Consider the following 16,721-nt stretch of genomic DNA (forward strand, 5'->3'; position numbering starts at 1 on the left):
CCGTCGGCGACCAGTCGGGGGTTGTCGGCGTACCTGTGGCAGTTGGAGCAGCCGGCTGCGGCGGTGGCCAACGAGTACTTCGTGGCGGCGATCAATCGGGTCGGGGTGGAGGAGTACGGCGACAACGACTTCTACGGCACCAGTTACTTCGTGGATCCGCGGGGCCAGTTCGTGGGTGAACCGGCTTCGGACAAGGAGGAGGAGCTGCTGGTCCGCGATCTGGACCTGGGTCTGATCGAGGAGGTCCGGCACCAGTGGGCCTTCTACCGCGACCGCCGCCCCGACGCCTACGGACCCCTCGCCGAAGCCTGAGCCACGAGCGGAAGCCCGAGCCCCGAGCCCCGTCCCCCTGGAAGGGTAGGAGAGCCGAATGACCGAGCTGTACCGCCGCCACCGCGCCGTCACGCCCGCCTGGCTTGCCACGTACTACGAGGAGCCGATCGAGCTCACCCACGGCGAGGGCCGCCACGTCTGGGACTCCCAGGGCCGCCGCTACCTGGACTTCTTCGGCGGCATCCTCACCACGATGACCGCGCATGCCCTGCCCGAGGTCACCAAGGCCGTCGCCGAGCAGGCCGGACGCATCCTGCACACCTCCACGCTCTACCTCTCCAGCCCCATGGTCGAACTCGCCGAGCAGATCGCAGAGCTGTCCGGAATCCCCGACGCCAAGGTCTTCTTCACCACCTCCGGCACCGAGGCCAACGACACCGCCCTCCTCCTGGCCACCTCGTACCGCAGCTCCAACCAGGTACTGGCGATGCGCAACAGCTACCACGGGCGCTCGTTCACCACCGTCGGCATCACCGGCAACAGTTCCTGGTCCCCGACCAGCCTCTCCCCGCTGCAGACCCTCTACGTGCACGGCGGCGTCCGTACCCGCGGCCCGTTCGCGCACCTGTCCGACGCCGACTTCATCGCCGCCTGTACCGCCGACCTCGAGGACCTGCTCGGGCAGGCCGGCGGCCGGATCGCGGCGCTGATCGCCGAGCCGGTCCAGGGCGTCGGCGGCTTCACCAGCGGACCTGACGGACTGTTCGCCTCCTTCAAGCGGGTCCTCGACCGGCACGGCATCCTCTGGATCAGCGACGAGGTGCAGACCGGATGGGGCCGCACCGGCGACCACTTCTGGGGCTGGCAGGCCCACGCGGAGGCCGGGCCTCCCGACCTCCTCACCTTCGCCAAGGGCATCGGCAACGGCCTCTCCATGGGCGGCGTCGTCGCCCGCACCGAGGTCATGGATTGCCTGGGCGCCAACTCCATCTCCACCTTCGGCGGCAGCCCGATCACCACCGCGGGCGCCCTCGCCAACCTGCGCCACCTGCTCGACCACGACCTGCAGGGCAACGCCCGCCGGGTCGGCGCGCTACTCACCGAGCGGCTCCGCGCCGCCGACCTGCCCGTCGTCCGCGAGGTCCGCGGCCGCGGACTGATGATCGGCGTCGAACTGGTCGACCGGGCGGGCGAGCCCTCGGCCCCCGCCGCCACGGCCACCCTGGAGCACGCCCGCGCGCTGGGCGTGCTCATCGGCAAGGGTGGCCTGGCCGGGAACGTCCTGCGGATAGCCCCCCCGCTCTCGCTCACCACCGCCGAGGCCACCGAAGGAGCCGACCTGCTGGTCGAGGCGCTGCGCCGGGCCCAGGACGAACTCCCAGCCAGCACCCCAGCACCGTAAGGAACTCCAGCACCGTAAGGAGTAGTGCAGTGACCCTGCCCCGCACCGTCATCCGAGGTGGACTGGTCATCACCGCCGCCGAGGAGGTCCACGCCGACGTCCTCGTCGAGGGCGAGCGCATCGTCGCCCTGGCCGCCACCGGCAGCTCGGCAGCCCAGGCCTGGACCGCCGACACCGAGTACGACGCCACCGGACGCTACGTCATCCCCGGCGGCGTGGACGCCCACACGCACATGGAGCTGCCCTTCGGCGGCACCGCCGCCTCCGACACCTTCGAGACCGGCACCCGCGCCGCCGCCTGGGGCGGCACCACCACTATCGTCGACTTCGCGGTCCAGTCGGTGGGCCACTCGCTGCGGGACGGCCTGGACACCTGGCACGCCAAGGCCGAGGGCAACTGCGCCATCGACTACGGCCTGCACATGATCATGTCGGACGTCACCGAGGACACCCTCAAGGAAATGGACATCCTGGTGGAGGAGGGCGTGACCTCGTTCAAGCTGTTCATGGCCTACCCGGGTGTCTTCTACAGCGACGACGGCCGCATCCTGCGCGCGATGCAGCGCTCGGCGGGCAACGGCGGGCTGATCATGATGCACGCCGAGAACGGCATCGCCATCGACGTCCTCGTCGAGCAGGCTCTCGCGGCCGGCCGCACCGACCCGCGCTACCACGGCGAGGTCCGCCGTGACCTCCTCGAAGCCGAGGCCACCCACCGGGCCATCCAGCTCGCCCGGGTCGCCGGAGCGCCGCTCTACGTCGTCCACGTCTCCGCCGAGCAGGCCGTGGCCGAGCTCGCCCACGCCCGGGACCTCGGCCTCAACGTCTTCGGCGAGACGTGCCCGCAGTACCTCTACCTCTCCACCGACAACCTCGCCGAATACGGCGAGGACGGCTTCGAGGGCGCGAAGTACGTCTGCAGCACTCCGCTGCGACCGCGCGAGCACCAGGCCGCGCTGTGGCGGGCGCTGCGCACCAACGACCTGTCCGTGGTCTCCACCGACCACTGCCCGTTCTGCTTCACCGGGCAGAAGGAACTGGGCCGGGGCGACTTCTCCAAGATCCCCAACGGCCTGCCGGGCGTGGAGAACCGGATGGACCTGCTGCACCAGGCCGTCGTCGACGGTCACATCTCGCGCCGACGCTGGATCGAGCTCGCCTGCGCCACACCGGCCCGGATGTTCGGCCTGTATCCGCGCAAGGGCACCATCAGCCCGGGCGCGGACGCCGACATCGTGATCTTCGACCCGCACGAGCGCTACACCATGTCCGCCGCCACCCACCACATGAACGTCGACTACTCGGCGTACGAGGGCAGGCAGGTCACCGGTCGCGCCCGCACCGTCCTCTCGCGCGGCAGCGCGGTCATCGAGGAGGGCGAGTACCGGGGGCGGGCCGGCCACGGCACCTACCTGCCGCGCGGCACCAGCCAGTATCTGCACTAGCCGGTATCTGCACCAGCCGTCTGCACCTGGGCCGGTCCGGCCGAACCAGCACAACCCGCTCCGACCCTGAACCACCGAAAGGAACGCACGTGGACTTCGGCCTCGTCCTGCAGACCGATCCGCCCGCCCGGCTGCTCATCGACCGGATGAAGCGCGCCGAGGGCGCCGGATTCACTCACGGCTGGACCTTCGACTCCGTCGTCCTGTGGCAGGAGCCCTTCGTCATCCACAGCCGGATCCTGGCCGAGACCCAGCGCCTGACGGTCGGTCCGATGGTCACCAACCCGTCCACCCGCACCTGGGAGGTCACCGCCTCGCTCTTCGCGACCCTCAACGACATGTACGGGAACCGCACCGTCTGCGGCATCGGCCGCGGCGACTCCGCGATGCGCGTGGCCGGACGCAAGCCCGCCACCCTGGCCCGGCTGGGCGAGGCCATGCACGCCATCAAGGAGCTCGCCGAAGGCCGCGAGGTCGAGATCGACGGTACGGCCATGCGCCTGCCGTGGGTGCGCGAAGGGTCGCTGCCGGTCTGGATGGGCGCGTACGGGCCCAAGGCCCTGGAACTGACCGGCCGTCAGGCCGACGGCTTCATCCTGCAACTCGCCGACCCCTTCCTCACCGAGTCGATGGTCAAGGCCGTCCGCACCGCCGCCGAGCAGGCCGGACGCGACCCCGCCTCGATCACCATCTGCGTCGCCGCCCCCGCCTACGTCACCGACGGCAGCGCCGAGCAGCTCGCCCACGCCCGCGAGCAGTGCCGTTGGTTCGGCGGCATGGTCGGCAACCACGTCGCCGACCTCGTCGGCCGCTACGGCGCGCACTCCGACCTGGTGCCGGAGGCGCTGACCGACTACATCAAGGAACGCCAGGGCTACGACTACAGCCACCACGGCCGCGCCGGAAACCCTGACACCGCCTTCGTCCCCGACGAGATCGTCGACCGCTTCTGCCTGCTCGGTCCGGCCTCCGCCCACCGTGAGAAGCTGGAGCAGCTACGCGCCCTGGGCGTCGACCAGTTCGCCGTGTACGCGATGCACGACGCAGTCGAGGGCGTCATCGACGCCTACGGCAGCGACGTCATCCCCGTCCTCGGCTGACCCTAGTGGTGCTCCACTAGCCCGCTGCCGCCCGCCTCGCCGTCGGGGCGGCAGCGTCGCCCGATATTCATTTCCGTAAGCGGACCGTAATGAATTCTGGATACGGCTCCAGTTCCCCGCCCACCCGCAGGTGAGTGGTTTTCCTGGGAAACGCCTATTCAATTGAGGGAACACGGACCGGATCACTCGATACGGTCGCGAGGCCGTATCCCGCACGTAGACTCCTGCCGTCAGCGCCTGGAGTGGCCGCGCCCGTCGCGCTCCGCTCCCATAGCGGCGTCCTTCGACTGAGGACTCCACGTGTCCACATCCCAGAATCAAGGTCACCACCGTTCCCGGCATCCCTACCGGCGTCGTCGGCGTATATCCGTGCTGGGGATTTCAGTCGGCGCCATCGGTGTCCTGGTGGCGACCCTGAGCATCGCCCTCGCCGGCACGGCCGTCACGAAGGCCCCGAACGCCGCGGCAGCGGCTCCAGCGGCAGCCGCGAATCCCAACTGCACCCTGGTCGTCCCCGCGGACCCGCTGACCGCGCAGGGCCTCGCAACCCCCTACCAGTTGGTCGCGACCGATCCGGCGATGGGTGCGTGCAAGGAGGCGAACGCGAACCAGTCGGCCTTCGTCGAAGGAGCGATCCTGACCGCTGACGGCCAGTTGACGCTCTACGACCCGCTGGTCATCGACCAGGGCACGCAGCCGGCCGCACCGACCAAGGCGGCGCAGGTGCCCGCGGGCTCGACCGTCGGCCTGTGGTTCGGCTTCAACGGCACCAACCTGACCCTGCAGTCGGCGGCGGGCACCACCTCCCTGGCTCAGGGCAACTGCGTCAACGGCCTGCAGGGCTCGATCTTCGGCCAGTTCTCCTACTGCAACGCGCCCGCGTTCTTCCAGACCGCGAACACGGAAATCGCGAGCAACCAGTTGCAGATACCCGCGGTGGGTACCGCCACCGACGGGATGCCCTGCCCGACCACCCGTGACTTCTCGGTGGTCGACCAGGACCAGAGCGACAACGTGGTCACCCACTACCTGGCCACGGCGGGCGGACTGCTGGCCCAGAACAACGCGGCGAACAAGGCCGCGCTGACCGGTCTCACGGACCTGGCCAACGGCAGTGACAACCTGCTGCTGACCAAGTTCATCGACCCGGCCCTGGGCTGCACGCCGTTCACCAGGCCGGACCAGTCGAGCGACGGGCAGGCAAGCGCCGCCCTGCCGTTGGACGAGCTGTCGGCCGCGGCCAACCAGCAGGCCCCGATCGCGCTCGTCCCGCTGACCGACCCGATGACGCTCAACAACGCGGCGGCGGACACGGCCAAGACCAACCTGTACCGGGTCGGCGTCGACCAGGCGCAGCTCGGCGCCGACGCGGGTAGCGGGACCACGTACTGCAACAACCTGTTCAACAGCGCCACCGGGATCCAGCGGGTCTTCAAGGACCAGGCCATGTTCGCCAACGCTCCCTCGGTGGACGCGGCGATGGCCACGAACCTGTTCACCTTCCTGGCGATGCGGGCGCAGGCGAGCTTCACCAATCTCGGCTGCCAGGGCCTGCTGAACATGAACAACCCGATCACGCTGACCACCAACAACGGCGTGGTCACCGCGGCCACCTTCACTCCGGGAGGTGCGGCGCCTGCGGCCGCCGCCCCGAGCGCGACCACCGCCGCCGGCGCAGCCACGACGTCCACGGCCATGCCCACCCAGGCGGGCGCGACCGCGACTGCAACCCCCGCAGCCGGCACCGCCGCCTCGACCACTCCGGGCGCCGCCGGGGCGACCGGCACGGCCATGTCCCCGACCGCAGCCGCCAACACCCCGACGGCAGGTGCCCCCGCCCCGCCGGCGGTCGCTCCGACTCCGACGGCCACGGGTCGCCACAAACACCACTGACCACCCCAGAATCCCCGTCGGGAAAAGGTGCCCCGCGGTTAGTGGGGCACCTTTTCCTGCATTCTCACGGAATTTCCCGCCCCCTCTGCAGGTGAGTGACTGGGCTGAGAAATCCTCGCCCTGGAGCAGATATTCCCAGGAGAACGAAGCAGGGCACTGGGAATCGGTCGCGCAGCGAAATCCCGTGCCTAGACTCCTAGCGTCAGCGCCTGGAGCGGCTGTGCTTTTCCCGCCTCTCCGACAGCGGCGTCCTTCGACTGAGGACCCTATGTGTCAACGCCATCACGCCACAGCGATCACCGTTTCCTGAAGTCCGGTCGGCGTCGTCGACGGATATCCGTGCTCGGCATTTCCCTCGGCGGATTCGCCGCTATCGCGGCGGCCCTGAGCGTCGCCCTGGCCGGCACCACCAGTCCTCCGAACCGGTACGCCTCGTCGGACAGCTCCGCCTCGTCCGGTCGCACGGCGGCGGGGTGGAACTCCGACTGCACGCTCGTCGTGCCCGAGAACCCGCTCAGTGCCCAGGGTCTGGCCACGCCCTACCGACTGGTCGCCACCGGCCGTGACCGCGGCCAGTGCCACGAGGCTGACGCCCGCCAGGCGGCCTTCGTCCAGGCGACCGTGATCGACTCCACGACCGGGGCCCTCTCCGTCTACAACCCCCTGGTCGTCGACCAGGGCAGCAGGCCGGCCGTCGCACCCGTGGTTCCCAGGCTGCCGCGCCATGCCGTGGTCGGCATCTGGTTCGGCTTCAACGGGCACCTGCTCACCCTGCGCAGCGAGCGCGACAGCCTGCAGGCCGGACGGTGCGTCAGCGGCTCGTCCGCCAGCGCCTTCGGCGCCTTCGCCTACTGCAACGCTCCCGCCTTCTTCGCCACTGCCAACTGGGCCGAGCGCGCCGGATGGCTGACCGTGCCACGTCTCGGCATCGGCCTCGACGGGGCCCCGTGCCCCACCATCCGCGACTTCGGGTTCGTGGACGACAACCAGAGCAACGGAGTGACGACCAGTTACCTGGTCGACCGCCGGGGGCGCACCGCCCAGTGGACCACGAGCAACTCCTGGCACCTGGACCGGGTCGCCACGCTGGTGAACAGCGGGAACAACCCGTTGCTGGTCTCCTTCGTCGACAAGGCGCTGGGCTGCACTCCCTGGCGTGCCCGGGATCTGGCCGACCCCGGCCAGTGGGCGACCTCGCTGGCCCTCGACGAGCTGCAGGCGGCCCGCCGCCAGGCCGCACCCATCGCGCTCGTCCCGCTCAACGGCACCATGGTGCTGGTACGCAACGCGCCGAACCGCCTGAAGACCGACTTCTTCCGCGTCGGCGTCGACCAGCCGGTACTGACCTGGACCCGGTGGACCAACGGCGATGCGAACACCTACTGCGGGCTGCTGGCGAAGATCGGCGTCTGGCGGCTCAACCTCGACCGGTCGCTCTTCATCCACGCCACCTCTCCGGTCCGAGGAACCAACCTCGCCACCTTCCTCAGCAAGCGACTCGTGGTCTCCCTGGCCGATCTGCACTGCCGGCAGACCGTCCAGCCCGCAGTAAGCAGCTCCCCGACGTGGACGCCGACTCCCACCTCGAGCCCGACCCTCAACAAGAACGGGGACATGGCGCCGCAGCCGAGCACACTGCCCACGGGGATGGCGACGGTGAACAAGAAGGGTGACAGCCCGCCCCAACCCAGCACCGTGACACCCTGACCCCCGATCCCAGACCCCCGACCCCAGACCCCCGACCCGAGGGAGCAGGGCATGGCGGTGAACCTCAACCCGATGGAGGAGGGACAGGAGGCCGCGCGTGAGCTGGACACGGCTCTGCGGATGGTCGGCTTCCTGTTCCCCTCGCTCCGGGGCGACTTCCCGGTACACACCGGCGGGCACGTCCAGTTGGGCGGCCTGTCGGCTGCGGAAGCCCGACGTTTCGCCGCGTGGCTTCGAGGGCAGGCGAGGTGAGTGCGGTGACGGCGAGCCACGCGGTTCAGTCGTCGCTCGGGCCGACCGGGCGGCGGCAGGGCCAACTCTGTCGTGTACATGCTATGGTTGCAGCGTCTGGCCGGCTCGAGTCGCAACCTGCCGTCAGGAACGGTGCCCCGCCTCCTCCCCGGAAGGCGGGGCACCTCAGTCATGTCCGGGCACGTTACGTTCGGTCAGTCCAGGCACGCTCCACCAGGCCGGGGCCGGGGACACTCCGTCAGGCCGTCGCGTACGGGGCGAGCACCAGCCGGATGACCTGCTCCAGGCGCAGGTAGGCGTCGCCGAGAGTGCTGCGGCCGGTGACCCACGCGACCAGCTCGCTCTGCCATGCGGCGTCGATGATGTGCGGCACCACGGTCCTGGCCGCCGGTGGCACCTCGGGCATCACGGCGAGCAGCGAGGCCCGCCCCGCGTTCGCCATCGCGTCGACCGCCTCGCTCGCGAACGGATCCGTGGAGACGGTGACGGAGACCAGCAGGTGCGCCAGATGCGGCTGGCGTTGGAAAGCCCGCATGCCGCGGTGGACGAAGCGGACCACACGGTCCGTCCCACCGAGGGGTGCGGGCGAGCCTCGCAGCTCGGCGGCGAGGTCGTTCATCAGCATTCCGCGCCAGTCCGAGACGGCGGCGGCGAGCAGGTGGTCCTTGGAGGAGAAGTAGCGGTAGGTCGTCCCGAGGGCCACCCCTGAGCGTTCGCTCACCTGCTTCATCTGCACGCGTTCCACGCCGATCTCGGCGACCAGGTCGATCGCTGCGCTGATCAGGTGCTTGCGGCGTTCCAGCTGGCGGGGAGACATGGCCTCGACCGGCCGTGGGGACAGGTCTACCTTGGACACCCCGCCATGGTACCGGGAACCATGTTGCAGGAGTATGGCGCCTGATCAGATCGCGGGACCGGTGTGGACCTGCCGAAATGGTCCACACCGGTGAAACGAAGTTCTCGTTCCTACAGCGGTCGGGGGCGACCCCTCAGGAAAGCGTGATCTGGCCGTTGTTGACCGAAATGCTCTCGGCGGCGAGCGCGGCGGGAGCCGGGCCGCGCGCCACCGTCCCGTCCGCGATGTGGTACTGGCTGCCGTGGCAGGGGCAGTTGATCGTGCCGTTGGAGACGCTGCTCACGGTGCAGCCCGCATGCGTGCACACGGCGGTGAACGCCTTGAACTGGCCGGCGGTCGGCTGGGTCACCACGACCTTCTTGTCGGCGAACACCTTTCCACCGCCGACCGGGATGTCCGAGGCGGCCCCCAGCGCGGCGCCGCCGCCCCCGCCGGCACTCGCCGAGCTGCTGGGCGCGCTGGAGTCGCTGGGGGCGGCCGCGCCGGCGTTCGGCGCCGACTGGGTGGTCGCCGGGTCGGATGCGGCCGCAGTCGTGCTGCTGCCCCCGCCCGAGCTGCACGCGGTGATCACGGTGGCGACTCCGGCGAGCCCGGCGCCCGCGAGGACAGTACGGCGGGCGGGGTTCATCGGGGTTTCGTTGGCCATGGTTACTCCCGGCAGTGCTTGAGGGTGGACGGGCAGCCGTGCGCCGTGGGGCGCCCGTGGCTGCAGTGCCTGCTGTGGCTGCCGTCCGCTGTCGGGTGTGGATACGCACGGCCGCGCCGATCGGTTCAGCGCCGCAGCTCAGACGCCTCGGTTCGGCCATTTCCGCTCACCTGCGTCAGCGCCGCTTCTCGCGGATCAGTGCCTCCTGTACGACAGAAGCGACCAACCGGCCGTCGTGGGTGTAGAACTCACCGTGCGCCAGCCCGCGACCGTCCGAGGAGCTGGGACTGCGCTGCGCGAACAGCAGCCACTCGTCCGCGCGGAACGGCCGGTGGAACCACATCGCGTGGTCCAGCGAGGCCAGGTTGACGGTCGGCGGCCCCTTGCGTTCTGCCCTGGGCCGCTGCAGGTGCAGGGCCGCCGTCGAGGCGAGGGTGAGGTCCGACAGGTAGGCGAGCGCACACACGTGCAGGAGCGGGTCGTCGACGGGCAGCACCGAGGCGGACTTCAGCCACACGAACTGCTCCTCGACGCCCGCTTGCCGCCCCGGTAGCCCCTCCGAGCCGGGCGGGACCATCCGCATGTCCAGCGTCAGCCGGCCGGTGGACGCCCAGTAATTCCCGGCGCCGTCCTCTGCCGAGTCCGCGTAGGGGTCGGGGAGCAGTTCCGGGTCGGTCAGCACCGGCATCGCCCGCTGCCGGTCGGGGCCGTCCTCGGGCTTCTTGAACGAGGCGGACAGCGTGAACACGGCCTCGCCGCGCTGGATCGCGGTGACGCGCCTGGTGGTGTAGGAGTAGCCGTCGCGCAGCCGCTCCACCTCGTAGACCAGCGGGCGGCGCGGATCGCCGGGCCGCATGAAGTAGCTGTGCAGGGAGTGGACCACCCGCCCGGGCTCGACCGTGCGCCCCGCCGCGACCAGGGCCTGCGCCGCGACCTGACCACCGAAGGCACGCAGCGGCGCACCGGCGTGGCACCAGCCGCGGAACAGGTTGAGGTCGATGTCGTCCAGGCGCAGCAGGTCGACGAAGCCGGAGATGACGCGGGGCTGCTCGGCTGCCTGCCGCTCGACTGTCGTCTGCGGGGTCGCCTGCTGCGGGGTTGTCTCGGTCGCGTCCACCATCCCAACATCGTTTCAGATCACACCGGTCGGGCCGCTGTGACCTGCGTTACCTTGCGAAGTCACCGTTCAGCCGACGGAAGTCCCAGCTGGTCAGGCCCTCCGGGGCGAGGCGCAGCCAGGCGTGGCGGCCGTCGTGGAACATGACCTCGCCGAAGCCGTACTTCTCGGCGAAGAGCTTCTCCGCCACGTCGAGCCCCGGATCGAGCGGAGGTCCCGCGTAGGAAAGGCCGGTCCGGGGTGCCTCGCCGACCTGCTGGACCGTCCCGGTGAGCTCGACGCCGCGCAGCTCGCCGTACTCCTCGCCGGCGTCGACGACCACGGCGACGCGGGGGTCGTGGGCCAGCTCCGCCCAGCGGCGGCTGCGGGTGATCGAGTACAGCCAGAGCGCCGAGCCGTCCCAGACGAACCACAGCGGGGTGACGTGGGGGCGGCCGTCCTCCGCGACGCTGGCGACGCGGCAGGTCCGCTGGTCGCGCAGGAACGTGTCCCGTTCGTCGGGGGTCATCATGACGCGCCTGCCGTGGCGTTGCTCCCGCATTCCGACTCTTCCCTCCGCAGCGGCGAACCGGGACGATGGCCCGGGACGGATAAGTAGAACGTGTTCTCAAATAATGCGCCAGGGCTGCGACCGGAGGCACCGACCATGACCCAACCCAAGCGCCCGCACCTCCAGACGCTGCGCTACGAGACCCTGGGCTACGAGGAGCGCGACCACGTCGCCCTGGTCACCCTGGACCGACCGGAGGTCCACAACGCCTTCGACCTGCGGATGATGCGCGAACTCCAGTCACTGTGGCGCGAGTTGCGCGAGAACGACGAGGTCCGCGCGGTCATCCTCACCGGCGCGGGCGACCGCGCGTTCTGCACCGGCGTCGACCGCACCGCACTCGAGGACCCGCAACTGCCCATCGGCACCCGTGGCGGCACCCCGCTGCACTTCGACGATCCCGGCGACTGGATCAGCCCCAAGACTTCGGGCGACCTCTGGAAGCCCGTGATCGCGGCGGTCAACGGCATCGCCTGCGGCGGGGCGTTCTACCTGCTCGGCCAGGTCGAGTTCATCATCGCCGCCGACCACGCCAGCTTCTTCGACCCCCACACCAGCTTCGGCATGCCCTCCGTCTTCGAGTCCATGGCGATGCTCCAGCGGATGCCGCTCGGCGAGGTGATGCGGATGCAGCTCACCGGTGCCCACGAACGCCTCTCCGCACAGCGGGCCTACGAGATCGGGCTCGTTCAGGAGATCGTCCCGGCCGCCGATCTCCTGGAGACAGCCTGGCGGGTCGCCACGGCCATCGCGTCCCAGCCGCCGCTCGCCGTCCAGGCCACCCTGCGCGCCGTCTGGTACGCGCAGGAACTCGGCTACCGCCAGGCCCTCGACGTCGCCAAGACCCTGATCCAGGTCGGCAGCGACCCGGCGGCATTCGCCGATGGCCAGGCCGCCTTCAACTCCGGTGCGCGGACGCCATGGCGGCTGCGCTGACGAGCGGGAACGGCGACGGTCGTCTGCTGCCGGGACCGCACCACCTCGGCGCCGCACTCGAACTGCGCGGCTCCATCGACGCGGTCCCGACCGCCCCTCCCCAGGTCGTCAGCCGAGCGAGGCGAGGTGCGCCTTGAAACCCGCGCCGTAGGCCGTCGCCGTGCCGTCGTAGTTGCTGATCAAGGACGGCCCCGAGCTGCAGTCCCAGGTGTTCCAGGTCCATGCCAGATACGACGCGCCCTGGCCGTCGAGCCACGGCAGCAGCGAGTCCAGGTAGCCGTGGGCGCAGTCGTTCTCGCCCAACTCCCCTGTGACCAGGGGAACCTGGGCGAGCACGGGGGCGATCTGGCTGTTCCAGCAGGAGCTGTTGCTGCAGGTGTTGAAGTTGTAGGAGTGCCAGGAGGCGACCAGGTTGTGGTCCGGGTCGGTGGGCTCGTACGCCAGCCACTGGGTGAGGTCGTTGGAGTAGGCCAGACCGCCCAGCATCAGCACGTTGCTCGCCCCCGTCCCGCGCACCGCGTTGACCAGGGACTGCATTCCCGCCACCTGGTAGCCGATGCCCGGGCAGGTGCCGCCGTCGCGCCAGCAGGTCCATGCCTGAGTGGCGGTGCTGGTGGCGCGGTCCGGGTAGGGCTCGTTGAAGAGGTCGAAAACGGTGGAGTTGTCGCCCTTGAAGGTGTTGGCGACCGAGGTCCAGAACGGCACCGCCCCGGCGGCGTCCGGCATCGGCTTCTGGCAGGTCGCGGTGGCGCTGGAGCAGCCGGCCGAGTTGCCGGTGTAGACGCCGTCCGTCCAGTGCAGGTCGAGGATGACGACCAGTCCGTTCTGGTGCAGCAGGGTCACGTAGTTCTTGATGGCGTTGATGTAGTTCGCCCCGGCGTACGCGGCCTGGACCGTGGACTCGCCGAGCCAGCAGTCCTCGTTCAGCGGCACCCGCACAGCCTTCACATGCCAGTTGACCATCGCGGTCACCGACGTCTGGTCGACCGGGCCGTCGAACAGGCCGGTGCCCTGGACGCAGGCGAACTCCGCGCCGGAGCGGTTCACGCCGTGCAGGGTGACGGTCGCCCCGGCGGCGTTGACGAGCTTGTTGCCCGAGACGTGCAGCGCGGGGGCTGCGGTGGCGGGGCCGGTGGACGTCGCGGTGGGCGTGGGCGTCGGCGTCGGGGTGGGTGTCGGCGTGGGGGTGGGAGTCGGCGTGGGGCTGGGGGAGGGGCTGCCCTGCGGGCCGCAGGCGACACCGTTCACGGCAAAGGCCGTGGGCGCGGCGTTGGCGCCGGAGTAGCCGAAGTTGGCGTCGGTCGTGTACTGGCCGCCCGCGGCGATGCTGCTGCTCCAACTCGGCGCGGTGACGCTGACGTTCTTGCCGGACTGGGCCCAGGTGCCGTTCCAACCGCTCTGCAGCGTCTGGTTGCCTGACTCGGTGTAGGTCAGCGTCCAGCCGTTGATGGCGGAGTTGCCGCTGTCGGTGATGGTCACGGCAGCGGTGAAGCCGGAACCCCAGTCGCTGCTGACGGCGTAGGAGACGTTGCAGGACGTGCTGCTCGTCGCGGCGGCTGCGGTGGAGCCGGCCAGCGGCAGCAGCGCGGCGGTGAAGGCGGCGACGGTGGCCGCGACGCCGATGAACGTAGTGCGGGATCGCATGCGGAGCACCCTTTTCTTCGTGGTGGCGGGTGCTCGCACTGGTTGCCGGGCGACACCGTAGCGGAAGCCGAGGATTCTTGACAGGCCATCAGGCTCTCTTTTCTGCTCACTGACAAAACCCTTGACGCGCCCTCGGAATCGCTCGACCATCGGGAGCGCTCCCACTGGTTGCCGCCGTCGGCAGTGGCGTTGAGGACGCTTCGCGCTGCCCGATAGACGAGAGGGAGGAGGGCCGTTCACGCCCTGAATGGGAGCGCTCCCACTCGGGTTGCAGGGAACAAGTCAGTATTTACCCACCCGAAAGGATCCCTGAAGTGCCGCACCAGCTCAGCAACTCCAGAGCCTCCAGCACCGCCAGAGCCCCCAGGACCCCCGGCGTGCTCACCCGCTTCCGAACGGCCGCGGCTGCGACCGCTCTCGGCGCGGCCATGCTCGTGCCAGTCGCCGCGGCGCAGTCCGCCAGCGCCGCGATCACCCATGTGGCGAACCCCTACGTGGGCGCCACCCCGTTCCTGAACCCGGACTACGTCGCCGAGGTCAATGCCCAGGCATCCGCGGACGGGGGCACCACCGGGGCCACCGAGGCCAAGGTGGCGAGCAACCAGACGGCCATCTGGATGGACCACATCGGTGCGATCGCCGGGGACAGCACCCACCACGGGCTGCAGGCCCAGCTCGACGCTGCGGAGACTCAGGCGGCCGGCAGCTCCACGCCGGTGCTGTTCGAGGTCGTGATCTACGACCTCCCGGGACGCGACTGCGCCGCGCTCGCCTCCAACGGCGAGATCCCGGCCACCGCCGCAGGTCTCACCCAGTACGAGTCGCAGTACATCGACCCGATCGCGGCGCTGCTGGGCAACAGCAAGTACAGCAACCTGCGCATCTCCACCATCGTCGAACCGGACTCGCTCCCCAACGCAGTCACCAACCAGAGCAAGCCTGCCTGCGCCACCGCCACCCCGTACTACGAGACCGGTGTCGAGTACACGCTCAACAAGCTGCACGCAATCGGCAATGTCTACACCTACCTGGACATCGGCCACTCCGGCTGGCTCGGCTGGCCCAGCAACATGACTCCGGCCGCGCAGGAGTTCGCCAAGGTCGCCAAGGCCACCACCGCCGGCGTCGCCAGCGTCGACGGTTTCATCAGCGACACGGCGAACACCACCCCGACCGACGAGCCCTTCCTGCCCAACTCGACGCTCCAGGTCGGCGGCAATCCGCTGGACTCGGTGAACTTCTACCAGTACAACCCGTTCTTCGACGAGCACACCTACGACGAGGCGATGCACGCGGCGCTGGTCACCGCCGGCTTCCCGAGCAGCGTCGGCATGCTCATCGACACCTCCCGCAACGGCTGGGGCGGTTCCTCCCGGCCCACCGCGCTGAACTCCACCCCGACCACGGCTGCCGCCTACGTGGCCGCCAACAAGATCGACCAGCGGCCGTTCCGCGGTGACTGGTGCAACGTCAACGGCGCGGGCATCGGCTACCGTCCGACGGCCCAGCCGTACGGGGCGAGCGACCCGGTGATCGCCTACGTGTGGATCAAGCCCCCGGGCGAGTCGGACGGCGACTACCCGAGCGGCACGCACACCCACGGCGACCCGCACTGCGACCCCAACGGCACGCAGACCGACGGCAACGGCGGCACCTACCCGACCGACGCCATCCCCGGTTACGACATCCCGGCCGGAAACTGGTTCGCCGCCCAGTTCCAGCAGCTCGTCTCCAACGCCTACCCGGCGCTGGGCGCCTCGTCCGGCGACACCACCCCGCCGTCCGTGCCGACCGGTCTGAAGGTCACCGCGACGACGAGCAGCAGTGTGTCGCTGTCGTGGACGGCGTCGACCGACAACGTCGGGGTGACCGGGTACAACGTGTACCGGGGTTCGACCAAGGTCGCGACGGTGACCGGTACCTCCTACGCCGACACGGGGCTGGCGGCCTCGACCGCCTACAGCTACACGGTCACCGCGCAGGACGCGGCGGGCAACGTCTCCGCTGCCTCCACCGCCGTCACCGGGACCACCACCGCCTCGTCCGGCGACACCACCCCGCCGTCCGTGCCGACCGGCCTGACCGTCACCGGAACGACGAGCAGCAGTGTGTCGCTGTCGTGGACCGCGTCGACCGACAACGTCGGGGTGACCGGGTACAACGTGTACCGGGGCTCGACGAAGGTCGCGACGGTGACCGGTACCTCCTACACCGACACCGGGCTGGCGGCCTCGACCGCCTACAGCTACACCGTCACCGCGCAGGACGCGGCAGGCAACGTCTCCGCAGCCTCCACCGCCGTCACCGGGACCACCACCGCGGGCGGCTCCGGCGGTGCCGGCTGCACCGCCGCTTACAGCATCAGCAGCGACTGGGGCGCCGGCTTCAACGCCAACGTCACCGTCACCAACACCGGCAGCACCGCGACCAAGTCCTGGAAGGTCACCTGGACCTGGGCCGGAAACCAGGCCATCACCAACATGTGGAACGCGGTCTACACCCAGACAGGCACCGCCGTCACCGCGAACAACGCCGCCTACAACAACGTCATCGCTCCCGGAGGCAACACCAGCTTCGGCTTCGGGGCGAACTACTCCGGCACCAACACGGCTCCGACGCTGACCTGCACGGCCGGCTGACCAGCCGACCCACCCCCGGGCCGGTGCGGGAGTAGGACTTCCGCACCGGCCCCCTGGCGCACGGTCGAGGACGAGAACCTGACCTCCACCTGGAGCGGCCCCGTGCCCGGGGGCTCTACCGTCAACGGCGTCGGCTGCACCTGACGCCACCGCTGTCACGGCGTGATCACGGGGATGACCGAACGCCCGGGCGCGGATGTAGTGTGGGGCCCGCACAAGCTGCGGGAGGCAGTCACCCGCCTGGTCACTAGGGAATCGGCC

14 protein-coding genes are annotated in these 16,721 nt (G+C 70.0%); 9 read left to right on the top strand and 5 right to left on the bottom strand.

Going from position 1 to position 16,721, the window contains the following annotated elements:
• From ABIA33_RS35365 to ABIA33_RS35395, 7 genes are all read left to right on the top strand, one after another.
• The coding region (locus ABIA33_RS35365; RefSeq protein WP_370087787.1) for a nitrilase-related carbon-nitrogen hydrolase at positions 1-312 on the top strand (312 nt) is incomplete at its 5' end.
• Between the two features lie 58 nt (positions 313-370).
• Complete coding sequence (locus tag ABIA33_RS35370) at positions 371-1,675, top strand: aspartate aminotransferase family protein (RefSeq protein WP_370087789.1); 1,305 nt, start codon at positions 371-373, stop codon at positions 1,673-1,675.
• 35 nt (positions 1,676-1,710) lie between these two features.
• Positions 1,711-3,120, top strand: coding sequence for a dihydropyrimidinase (hydA, locus tag ABIA33_RS35375; RefSeq protein ID WP_370087873.1), 1,410 nt, complete (start codon positions 1,711-1,713; stop codon positions 3,118-3,120).
• 89 nt (positions 3,121-3,209) lie between these two features.
• On the top strand, positions 3,210-4,220 hold the full coding sequence (locus ABIA33_RS35380; RefSeq protein WP_370087791.1) for a TIGR03842 family LLM class F420-dependent oxidoreductase: 1,011 nt from the start codon (positions 3,210-3,212) through the stop codon (positions 4,218-4,220).
• 369 nt (positions 4,221-4,589) lie between these two features.
• Positions 4,590-6,113 carry a hypothetical protein gene (locus ABIA33_RS35385; RefSeq protein WP_370087793.1) on the top strand — a complete coding sequence of 508 codons (1,524 nt, stop codon included), beginning with the start codon at positions 4,590-4,592 and terminating at the stop codon, positions 6,111-6,113.
• A 339-nt stretch (positions 6,114-6,452) separates the two neighbouring features.
• Positions 6,453-7,820, top strand: a complete 1,368-nt coding sequence (locus ABIA33_RS35390; protein ID WP_370087795.1) for a hypothetical protein — start codon at positions 6,453-6,455, stop codon at positions 7,818-7,820.
• Positions 7,821-7,871: 51 nt separating this feature from the next.
• Positions 7,872-8,072, top strand: coding sequence for a hypothetical protein (locus tag ABIA33_RS35395; protein ID WP_370087797.1), 201 nt, complete (start codon positions 7,872-7,874; stop codon positions 8,070-8,072).
• Between the two features lie 238 nt (positions 8,073-8,310).
• On the opposite strand, the gene ABIA33_RS35400 is transcribed toward ABIA33_RS35395, so the two are convergent.
• The 4 genes from ABIA33_RS35400 to ABIA33_RS35415 form a co-directional block, all read right to left on the bottom strand.
• The gene (locus ABIA33_RS35400) at positions 8,311-8,928 is read right to left on the bottom strand and encodes a TetR/AcrR family transcriptional regulator (protein WP_370087799.1); all 618 of its coding nucleotides are present in this window, start codon (positions 8,926-8,928) and stop codon (positions 8,311-8,313) included.
• 133 nt (positions 8,929-9,061) lie between these two features.
• Positions 9,062-9,574, bottom strand: a complete 513-nt coding sequence (locus ABIA33_RS35405; protein WP_370087801.1) for a Rieske 2Fe-2S domain-containing protein — start codon at positions 9,572-9,574, stop codon at positions 9,062-9,064.
• Positions 9,575-9,749: 175 nt separating this feature from the next.
• Positions 9,750-10,694 (bottom strand): acyl-CoA thioesterase, encoded by a 945-nt coding sequence (locus ABIA33_RS35410; protein WP_370087803.1) that lies wholly within the window; start codon positions 10,692-10,694, stop codon positions 9,750-9,752.
• Between the two features lie 46 nt (positions 10,695-10,740).
• On the bottom strand, positions 10,741-11,232 hold the full coding sequence (locus ABIA33_RS35415) for a pyridoxamine 5'-phosphate oxidase family protein (protein ID WP_370087806.1): 492 nt from the start codon (positions 11,230-11,232) through the stop codon (positions 10,741-10,743).
• Positions 11,233-11,337: 105 nt separating this feature from the next.
• On the opposite strand from ABIA33_RS35415, the gene ABIA33_RS35420 reads away from it, so the two are divergent.
• Positions 11,338-12,177, top strand: coding sequence for an enoyl-CoA hydratase/isomerase family protein (locus tag ABIA33_RS35420; RefSeq protein WP_370087808.1), 840 nt, complete (start codon positions 11,338-11,340; stop codon positions 12,175-12,177).
• A gap of 108 nt (positions 12,178-12,285) precedes the next feature.
• On the opposite strand, the gene ABIA33_RS35425 is transcribed toward ABIA33_RS35420, so the two are convergent.
• A complete protein-coding gene (locus ABIA33_RS35425) occupies positions 12,286-13,821 on the bottom strand; it encodes a cellulase family glycosylhydrolase (protein WP_370087810.1) in 1,536 nt (511 codons plus the stop codon).
• Positions 13,822-14,135: 314 nt separating this feature from the next.
• Here ABIA33_RS35425 and ABIA33_RS35430 point away from each other — a divergent pair, with 314 nt between their 5' ends.
• The gene (locus tag ABIA33_RS35430) at positions 14,136-16,460 is read left to right on the top strand and encodes a glycoside hydrolase family 6 protein (RefSeq protein WP_370087812.1); all 2,325 of its coding nucleotides are present in this window, start codon (positions 14,136-14,138) and stop codon (positions 16,458-16,460) included.
• Positions 16,461-16,721: the final 261 nt, after the last annotated feature.

It is taken from the genome of Streptacidiphilus sp. MAP12-16 (assembly GCF_041262165.1).
In the GTDB taxonomy this organism is placed as follows: Bacteria; Actinomycetota; Actinomycetes; order Streptomycetales; family Streptomycetaceae; genus Streptacidiphilus.